Origin of the sequence: Nesterenkonia ebinurensis, from assembly GCF_008711175.1 — a bacterium.
GTDB classification, from domain to species: Bacteria; Actinomycetota; Actinomycetes; order Actinomycetales; family Micrococcaceae; genus Nesterenkonia; species Nesterenkonia ebinurensis.
In genome coordinates this window covers 331570-344423 of sequence record NZ_VWNF01000021.1, presented here as the reverse complement: position 1 = coordinate 344423, position 12854 = coordinate 331570, and the positions used below count along the sequence as shown (strand labels likewise).

Annotated in this window: 11 protein-coding genes; 9 read left to right on the top strand and 2 right to left on the bottom strand. The window is 60.7% G+C overall.

The window, feature by feature from the left end:
- The first annotated feature begins 66 nt into the window (after positions 1-66).
- The 4 genes from kdgD to F0311_RS09125 all read left to right on the top strand — a co-directional run bounded on the left by kdgD (position 67) and on the right by F0311_RS09125 (position 5004).
- Entirely contained in the window at positions 67-993 is a 927-nt protein-coding gene (kdgD, locus tag F0311_RS09140; protein ID WP_150461612.1) for a 5-dehydro-4-deoxyglucarate dehydratase, read from the top strand.
- Between the two features lie 35 nt (positions 994-1028).
- The gene (locus F0311_RS09135; protein ID WP_150461611.1) at positions 1029-2642 is read left to right on the top strand and encodes an aldehyde dehydrogenase (NADP(+)); all 1614 of its coding nucleotides are present in this window, start codon (positions 1029-1031) and stop codon (positions 2640-2642) included.
- Positions 2642-3970, top strand: a complete 1329-nt coding sequence (locus F0311_RS09130) for an enolase C-terminal domain-like protein (protein WP_150461610.1) — start codon at positions 2642-2644, stop codon at positions 3968-3970. The genes F0311_RS09135 and F0311_RS09130 overlap by 1 nt, the downstream gene beginning before the upstream one ends.
- Positions 3971-4056: 86 nt before the next feature.
- Positions 4057-5004 carry an AEC family transporter gene (locus F0311_RS09125; RefSeq protein ID WP_150461609.1) on the top strand — a complete coding sequence of 316 codons (948 nt, stop codon included), beginning with the start codon at positions 4057-4059 and terminating at the stop codon, positions 5002-5004.
- A 25-nt stretch (positions 5005-5029) separates the two neighbouring features.
- Here the strand turns inward: F0311_RS09125 and F0311_RS09120 are convergent, their stop codons facing one another.
- Together F0311_RS09120 and F0311_RS09115 are read right to left on the bottom strand one after the other, a co-directional pair.
- Positions 5030-5986: a C-terminal binding protein gene (locus F0311_RS09120; protein WP_150461608.1), complete on the bottom strand. Its 957-nt coding sequence runs from the start codon at positions 5984-5986 to the stop codon at positions 5030-5032.
- Positions 5987-6139: 153 nt separating this feature from the next.
- Positions 6140-7207 carry a M24 family metallopeptidase gene (locus tag F0311_RS09115; protein WP_223881230.1) on the bottom strand — a complete coding sequence of 356 codons (1068 nt, stop codon included), beginning with the start codon at positions 7205-7207 and terminating at the stop codon, positions 6140-6142.
- A 154-nt stretch (positions 7208-7361) separates the two neighbouring features.
- Between F0311_RS09115 and F0311_RS09110 the strand changes: the two genes are divergently transcribed.
- From F0311_RS09110 to F0311_RS09090, 5 genes are all read left to right on the top strand, one after another.
- Entirely contained in the window at positions 7362-8291 is a 930-nt protein-coding gene (locus F0311_RS09110; protein ID WP_150461607.1) for an NAD-dependent epimerase/dehydratase family protein, read from the top strand.
- A complete protein-coding gene (locus tag F0311_RS09105) occupies positions 8288-9211 on the top strand; it encodes a 5-dehydro-4-deoxyglucarate dehydratase (RefSeq protein WP_150461606.1) in 924 nt (307 codons plus the stop codon). The genes F0311_RS09110 and F0311_RS09105 overlap by 4 nt, the downstream gene beginning before the upstream one ends.
- Positions 9208-10290 (top strand): mandelate racemase/muconate lactonizing enzyme family protein, encoded by a 1083-nt coding sequence (locus tag F0311_RS09100; protein WP_150461605.1) that lies wholly within the window; start codon positions 9208-9210, stop codon positions 10288-10290. The genes F0311_RS09105 and F0311_RS09100 overlap by 4 nt, the downstream gene beginning before the upstream one ends.
- A 63-nt stretch (positions 10291-10353) precedes the next feature.
- Complete coding sequence (locus tag F0311_RS09095) at positions 10354-11352, top strand: LacI family DNA-binding transcriptional regulator (RefSeq protein WP_150461604.1); 999 nt, start codon at positions 10354-10356, stop codon at positions 11350-11352.
- Between the two features lie 175 nt (positions 11353-11527).
- The gene (locus F0311_RS09090; protein ID WP_150461603.1) at positions 11528-12844 is read left to right on the top strand and encodes an ABC transporter substrate-binding protein; all 1317 of its coding nucleotides are present in this window, start codon (positions 11528-11530) and stop codon (positions 12842-12844) included.
- The last annotated feature ends 10 nt before the right edge of the window (positions 12845-12854 follow it).

Sequence of the window (12854 nt, the reverse complement as noted above, 5' to 3'; positions counted from 1 at the left end):
AGGAACGTAGCGTAAATCACAGTACTTCTCTGATCGCTACTAGTTCTCTTTCCGGAGGCCCTTTCCATGACGCAGTACACTCCTCAGGAGCTCGCCCAGATACTTCAGGAAGGACTGTTGTCCTTCCCCGTCACCCCTTTCACACAGGATCTGCAGATCGACGAGGCGAAGCTCATCAGCCACCTGGAGTGGCAGTCCAGCCATGATATTGCTGGGCTCTTCGCAGCCGGAGGCACTGGTGAGGGGTTTTCGCTCACGCTGGATGAGAGTCGCCTCGTGGTCTTCACGGCAGCAAAAACCGTCCGTGAGGGCGTCCCTATCCTGGGCTCCGCCATAGGCAATACGGCGCAGGCGGTGGAGTTCGCCCAGATGGCTGAGACTGCTGGGGCAGACGGTCTTCTTCTGCTGCCCCCGTATTTGACCGAAACCACCCAAGAAGGGTTGCGTGCACACGCGGCTGCGGTACTGGAGTCCACCAAACTCGGCGTGATCCTTTACAACCGCGCAAATGCGATCTACAACGCTGACACTGTGGTCTCATTGGCAGAGGCATATCCCCACCTGATCGGGTTTAAGGACGGGGTTGGCAACTTCGAGCAGCTGGCCCGGGTGACCACAGCTTGCGGCGACCGGCTCTTTTACTTGGGTGGGCTGCCCACAGCAGAGACCTACGCGCTCTCCCTGCTGAAGATGGGGATGAGCACCTACTCCTCGGCGATGTTCAACTTTATCCCCGAGTTCGCCCTGGAGTTCTACCGCGATGTCCGTAATGAGGACCAGGCTGCTGTGCAGAAGAAACTCAAAGACTTTGTACTGCCCTATTTGGACATCAGAGACCGGGGCAACGGATATGGCGTATCCATTATTAAGGCTGGTTTGCGGGCCGTGGGCCGCGATGCCGGTCCAGTCCGTCCGCCCCTGCGGGATCTCTCCGTGGAAGAGCAACAGATCCTCAACACACTAGTCGGGAGCCTAGCTCCGGCATCTGTCTAAACCGAAGAAACCGCCGAAAAACTCAGGGAGCCGAGATGAGCACATTGACCGAATCCGTCTACCACTCACTAGTCGCGGGAGTACCGACTGAGGGCACGGCGGGAACCACCCAAGCGACTGATCCGGCGAAAAACCAGCAGACCGGGCCAAAGTTTACTCTGCTGGGAAAAGGTCAGGCAGAGGTCGCCGCTCAATCGGCCGCCGAAGCTTTTCTTGAGTACCGGAAGCTTGATCCGCAGAAACGAGCTGCATTTCTGGCTGCCGCAGCAGATAAGATCCAGGCTGCTGGTGAGGAGATTATCGCCACCGCGATGACAGAAACTGGCTTGCCGCAGATGCGCCTGCAGGGCGAGTTGGCACGGACAGTGAATCAGCTCAGGCTCTTTGCCAAGGTAGTTCTCCAAGGAGACCACCACGGGGTGCGGATTGAACCGGCACTGTCGGATCGCAAGCCACTGCCGCGTCCTGACCTGCGTCAGCGCACGCTCCCGCTGGGCCCGGTAGTTGTCTTCGGAGCCTCGAACTTTCCACTGGCCTTCTCTGTCGCTGGAGGAGATACTGCTTCCGCGTTGGCGGCAGGGTGCCCAGTGGTGTTTAAGGCACATAACGCCCATCCCGGAACCAGCCAAATCGTAGGCCAAGCCATTACCGAGGCGGTGATTGAACTGGGCCTCCCCGGCGGTGTCTTCTCCTTAGTCTATGGACGCGGTACAGATGTGGGGCAGAAGCTGGTGGCTGACCCGCGGATCAAGGCAGTCGGCTTCACCGGATCCCGCGGTGGAGGATTGGCGCTGATGCAGACAGCAGCGACACGTCCCGAGCCGATTCCCGTTTACGCCGAGATGAGTTCAGTCAACCCGATCTTCCTACTTCCATCGGCAGTGGCCGGTGACAATCCTGTGCTTGCCGAAGGGTTCGTGACCTCCTTGACCGGCTCCGCTGGACAGCTCTGCACAGCCCCTGGTTTGCTGTTCGTCCCAGAGGGCACCAGCGGGGATTCTTTCGTCAACGCCGTCCGCACCCATCTCTCTGCAGCTGCGGGGGTCACTATGCTGACCCCGGGCATCTGCTCCTCCCGTGTAAAGGGGGAGCAGAAGCTCGCCGACATACCGGGAGTCACAGAGGTCGGCCGTGGCAGTGAGGGGAAGACCGAGCACGCTCCCGCCCCATCGGTCTACTCCACAGATGTGAAAGTCTTTGTCACCACCCCTGAACTCTCTGAGGAGATCTTCGGCTCGGTCTGCCTGGTGGTCCGCTATAGCTCTGTTGAGGAGCTGGAAGAGGTAGCCACTGCCATCGAGGGGCAGTTAACTGCGACTCTTCACCTGGATCCGCGAGACAGTAAGGACACCCAGACCGCGAGTACGCTGCTGGAACTGTTGGAGCTCAAGGCAGGCCGTCTGCTGATCAATGGCTGGCCCACCGGTGTTGACGTAGGAGACGCCGTGGTGCACGGGGGACCTTTCCCAGCTACATCTGACGGGCGCTCCACCTCGGTGGGAACACTTTCCATTGGCCGCTTCCTGCGCCCAGTGGTCTACCAGAACGCACCCGAGGCACTGCAGCCTGCAGCAGTCCAGGACGCCAATCCATGGAGCCTTACTCGACGCGTGGACGGCCAGTATGCCGTAGCGCAGAAGGGAGAGTAATGAGCGCAACCGGCCCCAAGGTTTCTGAGGTCGAAGTCGTACCTGTCGCAGGATATGACTCCATGCTTCTCAACCTGTCCGGAGCTCATGGCCCATACTTCACCCGCAATATCGTCATCGTGACTGATGATGATGGCCGTACCGGTCTGGGTGAGGTTCCGGGGGGAGAGAAGATCACCACAACAATCCAGGAGGCCGGACGCCGCATCACTGGGCGCCCTGTTGCTGAGTTCCGTTCCGCACTCCGGGAAATCTCGGATGCCTTCGCAGGACTTGATGCAGGAGGTCGTGGAAACCAGACTTTCGATCTGCGCACCACAGTTCATGCAGTGACAGCTATCGAATCCGCCATGCTGGATCTGCATGGCCAGTACCTTGGCGTACCGGTAGCAGAGCTCCTGGGCGAGGGCCAGCAACGCGACAGCGTCCCGATGTTAGGCTACCTGTTCTTCGTCGGCAATCCCGATGCTACCGATCTTCCTTACCTACGAGAGAAGGAGGGAAACATCTGGGAGCGTCGCCGCCGGGAGGAGGCAATGGACACCCAGGCTGTCATCGAGCTCGCTAAGGCGGCGCAGGAGCGCTATGGGTTCAAAGACTTTAAACTCAAAGGCGGAGTCCTCGACGGTGATACTGAAGCAGAGGTTGTCACTGCCCTGTATGAGGAGTTTCCGGATTCCCGTATCACCCTCGACCCGAATGGCGGGTGGCTGCTCGAGGACGCCATTCGTTTGGGCAGGAAGCTCCGTGGTGTGCTGGCCTACGCTGAAGATCCCTGCGGCGCGGAAGGACGTTTTTCTGCACGTGAGATGATGTCTGAGTTCAAACGAGCTACCGGTCTGCTCACCGCAACCAATATGTGTGCCACTGACTGGCGGGAGATGGCGGCTGCGATCAGAAGCAACGCTGTGGACATTCCACTGGCAGACCCGCATTTCTGGACCATGGGAGGATCTGTCCGAGTGGCGCAGCTCTGTCATGACTTCGGGGTGACCTGGGGTTCTCACTCGAACAACCACTTCGATATCTCTTTGGCGATGTTTACCCAAGTAGGAGCCGCTGCACCCGGCGAGATCACCGCGCTGGACACTCACTGGATCTGGCAGGACGGTCAGGGACTTACCGAAGTTCCCCTCCAGATCCGTGAGGGGGCAATTGAGGTTCCCAAGGCGCCAGGTTTGGGCGTTACGCTGAACAGAGACAGGCTGGAGGAGGCGCACGAACTCTATGTCCAGCATGGTCTGGGAGCACGCGACGACTCGAGAGCTATGCAGTATCTGATTCCGGGATGGGAGTTCGACCCTAAGCGTCCCTGCATGGTGCGATGAGCGTTTCTTGTCTCGGAGAATGGCGTTGTAAGTCCCTGCGGTAGATTCATAAAGGGGGATTGGGCGGCCGTGTGACAAGGAGCTGAGTGGACGGCGTACTTCTTGGATTCAGTGTGGTGGCTGTGCTGGTCGTCGTCGGCACAGTTACCTCCGCACTTTCGAAGGATGTCGCTACGCGTATCCAGCGGGGCGCCACACCTCTGGTCTACTACATCACCAATCCCTGTCTCATGGTGGTGCTGGTCTCACAGACCGATGTACGGTTGATCGCCGCTCTCTATGCTCCCTTGGCCTTGGGGACTGCGGTCATTACTGGACTGTGCTTTATCATCTTCGGTCTCCTTGCCCGTCGCTCGGTAGGGGATATCGCGGTTGGGGCAATGGCCTCTTCTTATGTGAATGCCGGAAATATCGGAGTCCCCATCGCCTTATATGTGGTGGGAAGTACGGCTCCTGTGGTCTCTGTGCTGCTGGGACAACTGCTGGTGCTGGCTCCGCTCTACCTGACGATCTTTGGGCTCATTGCACAGCGCGGCACCACAGAGAGCGCGGACCCACCGAAGTCTCGCTATGGCACCATTCTGCGGTCTATGTTCAATCCCGTGACTCTGGGAGTACTGGTGGGTGGTGCTCTCTCGCTGGCAGAATGGCAGCCGCATGAGGTCGTGTGGGAGCCGATCCGTATGGTGGGTGAAGCATCGATTCCGCTGATGCTGATCATCTACGGAATCGCACTGCAGCAGGAGCGGCCTTTCAAAGTCAGGGAGCGGATCCCGGACAGTGCGGTCAGCACTGTGTGCAAGACGCTGGTGATGCCACTGGTGGCCTGGGTGCTCGCTGGGCCTCTGGTGGGTCTCAGCGGGACTGATCTGCTGGGTGTAGTGGCGATGGCGGCTCTGCCGACCGCGCAGAATGTCTATCTATTCGGGCTGCACTATGGAATGACGACTACGGTGCCCAAGGATGTGACGTTCGCCAGTTCGTTCCTTGCTTTGCCGGTGACACTGTTAGCAGCCTGGCTTCTGACGTTGTGAGCTTCTTAGCGTGGAGTACGGATCATCAGGCTGTGAGTTCGCAGCGGAGAGGATCTCCACGGAGCGACCGCAGCATTTCTTCTGCGGCGAGCCGCTGGAGGTTTCTGACAGATCGCTCTGAGTAGAACGCCGCATGAGGAGTGAGGATGGTGCGTCGGGCTGTGCGCAGGGGGTGGTCCGGCTCCAGAGGCTCCTTTTCATAGACATCGAAGGCCAGTCCGCCCAGGTGCCCCGAGTCAGCCAGTTTTGCCGCGGCCCGGGTGTCCACCAGAGCACCACGAGCAGTATTAACCACGATAGTCCCCGGCTTGGTGGAGGAGAGCGCCGCATAGTCCAACAGATGGTGTGTAGACGGTGTGAGCGGGGCGTGTAGGGAAATCACATCTGCTGCGGAAAGCAGCTCAGGAAACTCCACGAGGTCAGTGCCGATTTCCGCGGCGGTTTTGGGATCCGCGAAAGGGTCATGAGCGAGGATTCTCGGTCCGAATGGTCTGATTCGTTCTGCCACCAGCTGCCCAATCTGGCCGATACCGATCAGACCGTACGTCATCTCAGCCAGAGAACGGATCGGGTCGGTCTGCCCGGGAAGGATCCACCCCTCAGAACGTATGAGGTTGTCAAACTCAGAAACGCGGCGCAGGCTGGACAGCACCAGGGTGACTGTATGGTCTGCGACAGTTTCGGCACCGTAGTCAGGAATATTGCAGACCCGCACGCCTAGGTTTCGCGCTGCGTCTAGGTCTACGGTCTCCACGCCGATCCCATAACGAATCACTGTAGCTCCACCATTGAGTCCCTCAAGCACAGTCGATGTGATGGGGGCTTGGCTGACTAGAATTACATCTGCGCCGCGTGTGACCTCAATAGCTTCACTCTCCGCAGTGACCTGATGAGCGGAGAAATCAGCTTTCACAGAGGCAGCGGCGGTCCGCTCCGGGTGAAGGGAAGAGAACTTGTAATCGGTAACCACGACTCTCGGCATGCTGTCCTTTCTGTCCCTTCCAATCCTTGTAGGCGGTGAGTCCTGAATCAACATGTTCTCCATGCATATGCGGGGCTTGCCCGATACCTTTCAAGACGTTGGGGACGGATCGACGGTGAGTATCAACTCAGCTGAGGGTTCAGGGAATCTTCCTCACAGTTGCAGTGTCGCAGGTCGCTCCAGACCGTTGACGCGGATAGTGGGCCATTCGGGATCCACGGTGAGCGGTCGGATCCTGTGGTGTTCCAGGATCACTGTGTCTTCGACCTTGACCCCTGGGGCAGAGGGGTTCCACGCGAATGCCTGTTGGTCCTTTACAAGATCAGTGGTGCCAGGCTGGGCGCGGGGGTCACGTCCCGCATAGCCGGCTGCACCGCCCTGATGATGGTTCTGCCATTCCTGCTCCGCGAAGCCGTGGGCAGCGTATGCCCGACTGCCGTCCTCCAGCACCTGGCCGAGGCTGTGCCCTTTCCTGGTGGAGCTGAGGAAGACGGACTCCACCTCGTAGAGTCGCCGTTCGGCGTCCAGGATCTCTGCTGATGGTTTCTGGGTCTGCACCCAGCGAGTCAGATTGGCGATAAGGCCGTGTCGGCGGGCGCAGACCACCACCATGGCCCGGCTCCCCACAGGGGAATTGGTGCTCAAGGGGTGACGGTGCGCCAGTCGCGACTGGCCTGCCACCATCACCACTACAGGGTCGCCGCCGAGCTCGACAATGCCTCGGGAGATCTCGGCGGTGAGCTGCCGCTCAGCGGTCTCCGGCTGCAGGATCGAGAGCTGCTGGGTGAGCAGCTGAGCGACTTCGGAGCACAGCCTCTCGAAGCGCGTCTTCTCCACGGGGAGCAGGGCGGCGCGGGCGGCACGAAGCTGGTCAGTGAGCTCCTGCTCATATCTCACACCCTCGCTGCGGACACCGATGTCCAGAGGTGCGTGCCAGTTCACCGCCTGCACCTCGATGTCCGAGGGGAGCTCCTCGGCGATCAGGCGGTCAGCCTCATTGCGGAAAGTTACCACCTGCTCCACCTCTGGTCCTACCAGGACTCCGGCAATAGGCGGGCCGATCAATGAAGTGTGGATTCGGGCTCCGCCCAGGTACCACGAAACGGCGGTGGGACTCGTCAGCCAGACCGCAGTTTCCTCAGGTTCCAGCAGCGAGCAGATGCGCTGACGTTTCTGTGAGCGTTCCTGGGTAGCAGCAGGGGAGGCGGGAGCTATGGTCACTGTCACAGGGTATTCTAGAAAGCGTTTTCTCGCATCACTGTGATGGGACCCGATCTTCCTCAGTTGAATGAGTCGCGCATCACAGGCTAGAGTGAGAAAGCGCTTTCTGAGAACAGGGTCAGCGCATCACCGCTCATTCGACGGAAAGGCGAGCATGCACATCGCAGTCACCGGAGGATCGGGACGCCTGGGCCGCAGCGTTGTGGCTGGGCTCCGCGAGGCTGGGCACCATGTGACCTCGATCGACCGCACCGAGTCCCAGCGACCCGGTGACATCACCGCTGACCTCACCGACCCGTCGCGGACAGCCGAGATATTCGAGGAGCTGCAGCCGGAGGCCGTCATCCATCTGGCTGCTATCGCGGTTCCTTTCACCGCGCCGGAGCGTACTATCTTCGACGTCAACACCGGCATGGGATTCAGCGTGCTGGAGGCGGCAGTCTCCGCCGGCACCCCACGCATACTGGTGGCCTCCAGCCCCACAGTCCTCGGCTATGGCCGGCCCGGATGGCACCCTGGCAGACTTCCACTGGATGAGCGCATCGAGCCGCAGCCCTTCCACGCCTACGCCCTGTCCAAAGTCACCCTGGAGAAGATGGTCTCCACCTTCGCCCTGGCCCATCCCCAGGTCCGGCTGGCCGCCTTCCGTCCCTGTTACGTGATCGCCCCCGAGGAGTGGCGCGGCGCACCCACCCAGCAGGGGCACACTGTCGAGGAGCGCCTGGTCAAGCCTGAGCTGGCCGCCGTCTCCCTGTTCAACTACCTGGACGCCCGCGACGCCGCAGACTTCGTGCTTGCCTGGCTCGAGGCAGAGGCCGCGCCGTCCGGAGCGTGCTATTTCGCCGCAGCCGTCGATGCCCTCTCCATCACCCCGCCAGCCCAGCTGCTCCCGAAGTACCTGCCTGAGATCGCCGACCTGAGTGACCAGCTCAGCGCAGACAGCTCTCTCTTCAGCATCGAGGCCGCCCGTCGCGACCTCGGATGGGCCCCCACTCGCAGCTGGCGCAACCAACTTCCCGCAGAGACCTTAGAACGACTGGGCGCCGCAGCGCCTGTGGCCGCCGCGGACAGGAGCACCCCATGACGACCCTCAATTTTGCTGACGCCCCCCTCTTCTTCCCGATCACCCCGTTCGGGCAGGACGGTACGGTCGACCGTGAAGCGCTGACTGAGCACATCAGCCGGCGGCTCGAGGCAGGTCCCGGGGGGATCTTCCCCGCCTGCGGCACAGGAGAGTTTCACGCGCTCTCCCCAGCCGAGTCCCGTGAGGTCGTCACCGTGGCCGCCGAAGTCACCTCCGGGGCTGTGCCAGTGGTGGCCGGGGTGGGCGGCTCCCTCGGCCAGGTGCTCGAATCGGTCCGTGATCTGACTGCCACCGGTGCAGATGGCTTCCTGCTGCTGCCCCCTTACTTGGTTGGGGGGACCCAGGAAGGTCTCTTCCAGTACGTCAAGACGGTTGTCAGCGCCACTGAGCTGCCGGTGATCGTCTATCACCGAGCAAATGCCCGGTTCACCGCGGAGACAGTGGTCCGGTTGATGACCGAGCTGCCCAACGTGGTGGGGCTCAAAGACGGGGTGGGCGACGTCGCCCTGGCCCAGGAGATCGTGCTCAGGGCGCTGTCTGTTCGCGCCGACGCCCTGTTCTTCAACGGGCTGCTCACCGCGGAGGCCTCACAGGCCGCCTATGCAGCGATCGGAGTGCCGCTGTACTCCTCAGCCGTATTCGCCGCCCAGCCGGAGATCGCCCTGGCGTTTTACCGCGCCTACCAGGACGGCCGCCCTGAGGTAATTAACCGCCTGCTGGAGGAGTTCTATCTCCCGCTGGTGCGGCTGCGTGACACCACACCCGGCTATGCCGTCAGCCTTATCAAAGCTGCCAACCGGCTGCGCGGCCAGACTGTCGGCAGCGTCCGACCCCCGCTGGTGGACCCGAGCCCTGAGCACCTCCAGCGGCTCGAGCAGCTGCTGGACCATGGTCTGGCTGTCGCCGCGGAACTGGCATGACCAACACCATCGCGGAAGTCCGCACCCGGCTGCTGACCCGGCCGATGGCCCGGCCCTGGGTGCCCGATGCGCCTCAGATGCATGTGGTGGTTGTGGAGATCACCGACGATGACGATCATGCCGGAACCGGTTTCTCCTGGACGCCCACCATCGGGCCGCAGGCTGTGCAGGCTCTGCTGGACCATGACATCAGAGGCTTCCTTATCGGCCGGCCGGCCGAGCCCGGTGAGATCTGGGACCCGCTCTGGAAGCACCTGCACGAGGCAGGCGGCGGCGGCATCACCACCATCGCGATTGCAGGGGCTGATCTTGCTCTCTGGGACCTCGCCGCACGTCGATCTGGGAAAGCGGTTTCCGAGCTGCTAGGGCGCCGACACAGCACGCTCCAGACCTACGGGTCCGGGGTCAACCTGCACTACAGCGAACAGCAGCTCGCCGAGCAGGTCCGTCGCTGGGTCGAGGGCGGGCACACTGCAGTGAAGATCAAAGTCGGGTCTTCGGAGCTGAGCCGTGACGTTGAGCGTGTCCGGCTCACCAGGGAGATACTTGGGGCAGGGCGCAGGCTGATGGTTGATGCCAACCAGCGTTGGGACCTGCAGACCGCGGAGCGGGCGGTCCACACGCTGGCAGAGTTCGGACTGGACTGGGTGGAGGAGCCGCTGCGGGCCGAGGACACCGCTGGATACGCAGAGCTGTCCCGCCGGGTTGCGCACGCCGGCCCCAAAGTGCCCATCGCCGCAGGGGAGAACCTCCACACCCTGTACCGTTTCCGGGATATCATCTCTGCCGGCGCAGCCCAGGTGCTCCAGCCCAATCTCGTGCGAGTCGGCGGCATCACCCCGTTTCTGCGTATCGCAGAGGCTGTGACGCACGCGGACCTGCAGCTGGCCCCACATCTGCTGCCTGATCTCACCGGGCAGATAGCGGTGACCCTGGAGGATCAGGTGTGGGTCGAGGATGTCGAGGACGCCGGGCTGTACCCTCTCGGATTCCTTTCCTCCCCTTCACCCGTGCGCATCGGATGCGGAAGGCTCAGCGTGGAGGAAGCTCCAGGCCTTGGCCTAGAGTTTGCCCTGTAGTCTGTTGCTATATACGAGGTGAAGGATGTAAACACGGTGCCGCGAAAGAGGAACGGCCGCTCCATGAGGGCCGCCACCATCGCTCAGGTCGCAGCCGAGGCTGGCGTCTCCCCGGCAACCGTTTCCCGGGTGATGAACAACAGGTTCGTCGGAGCTGAAGAGGTCGCCGAGAAAGTCCGGCAGGCAGCCTCCAAGCTCAACTACGCCCCTAGCTTCACCGCCCGCAGCCTAGCCCTGGGCCAGACTCAGGCAGTGGCGTTCGTAGCCCCCGACCTGCGCAACCCAGCGTTCCAGGCGATCCTCTCCGGGCTCAGTGCCACCGCCAACGAGGACGGCTACCGGGTGCTGATCGGCGACTCCGGAGAATCGGTGGCTGAGGAGCCCCTGCTCACTCGGGAGATCCGGCGCCGGTGCGATGCGTTGGTGCTCTGCGCCCCTCGCATGGCCCAGGAGGACCTGACCGGTCTGGCCGGCTCGCTGCAGCCGATGGTGCTCATCAACCGCACCGCAGAGGGCGTAGCCCCGACCCTGACCGTGGACTACCGCAGCGGCATCGAATCGCTGCTGAAGCACCTCTACCAGCTCGGGCACCGCCGGATCGCCTATGTGAACGGCCCGCTCCAGAGCGTCTCCAATGAGTACCGCCGCTCCGGCATCAGCAGCTTCACCGCAGATTACCCCGACATGGAAGTCCTTCAGGTGGACGGAGGCGTGGCCAGCCAGGACGGGTTTGAGGCTGTGGAGGCCGTGTTCGAGACCCAGGCAAGTGCCGTACTGGCGTTCAACGACCTTGTTGCCATTGGCCTGATCGGCGGTTTGCAGGACAAGGGGCTCAGCGTTCCCGGTGACATCTCAGTGGCCGGCTTCGACGATATTCCTTTCGCCCGCTACATTGCTCCGCCACTGACCACGGCTTCCGTCCCTCACGAGGAGCTCGGGGTGCAGGCCTGGTACCGGCTGCGCTCTCTGATCAGGGGGGAAGACCCCGGCTACGACGTCGTCTTCCAGCCTCGGCTCGAAGTCCGCGCTTCCACTACAGGTCACAGTAGGGTTACAGAGTGACCCGGAGCACTACCGCAGATTGACATCCCTGTGATGTGAGTCATAGTATCGGTGACATATCGAGAAAGCGGTTTCTCAGCTGTCTTTCTCGCACCGCGGCTCCAGCACGGGGCAGCGCACCATTGAAGAGGCAGTCGGTTCCCACGGCTGCCGTGAGACTGAAAGAGGCAGATCGATGAAGCGCACTTCGGCATGTGTGAAGCGCCGCGCCGCACTCAGCGGCATCCTTGTCAGCGCGCTGGCCCTCACCGCTTGTGGGGACAACGGGGGAGGCTCCGCTGACGGCTTCGACGAGGACCAGGAAATCACCCTTGAGGTTGCCTGGTGGGGCAACGATGAGCGCGTGAGGTTGACACAGGAGGTTTTTGATGTATTCGAAGAGCGACACGAGAACATCACTGTGCGTGTAACACCGACGGGGGAGCCAGATGCCCTCTTTGATCGACTCTCTACCGATTTCGCTGCAGGGGGCGGCCCAGACCTCTTCACCCTCGGTGGTGCTATGCCCCAAGAGTATGGTCAGGCTGGAGCCTTGCTAGATCTTGAAGAGGTCTCGGATTATTTGGATCTGGAACCGTATGATGACTTCACAGTGCAAAATGCTACTATTGGGGACACTATCCATGGACTCCCGACAGGAGGTAACGCAATTGGCGCCCTACTCAACGCTACATTGTTTGAAGAAGCAAGGGTAGATATTCCTGATGAAGATTGGGATTGGCCAGAATTAGTAGAGATTACTGTTGAAATTTCGGAAAACACCGATGATGGTGTATACGGACTGGACCTGAGGGTTCAAGATGTTCTTGGAATGTACGCTGGGCAACTCACCGAACCGGGACTTGGAATCTATGATTGGGATGGCGGGCTGGCGATAGATGAAGAAGTACTGACGACTTGGTACGAAATGGAAGTCGAACTGGTCGAAAGAGGCGGTCTTCCCGATCCCTCCATTATTGTTGAGCATCACAACGTGACGCCAGATCAGACTCTTTTTGCTGTACGAGATGCTGCTATCACGTTTGGGTACACCAACCAGCTGACACCCTACACAGCTGCACTCGGTGATGATGAAGTGCTTATGATGATGCCTCCAACTGATACAGATCTCCCTGGTGTTTCTTGGCAGCCTTCACAGTTTTGGGCTATTAATTCCAATACAGACCATCCAGAAGCGACAGCTATGCTAATGGACTTTATTCTGAACGATCCTGAAGCTGCTGACATACTGCAGGATGATCGTGGGCTGCCAGCTAATCCTGAGATGCTGGAAGTGGTTGAGCCGCTACTGGATCCTGTAAATGCTGAGGCAGCTACTTATCTCCTTGACGTCCTTGAAGTCAGCGTAATCGGACCACCCCAGCCAGCTGGGGGTGCAGAGATGAATGATCTCACTCAAAGGATGGAAACCGACATACTGTTCGGGGAGCGAAGTGTTGATGAAGCAGCAGAGTACTGGATTGAGTACATGGAGAATGCCTTAGGACAGTAGTTCTTGCAGT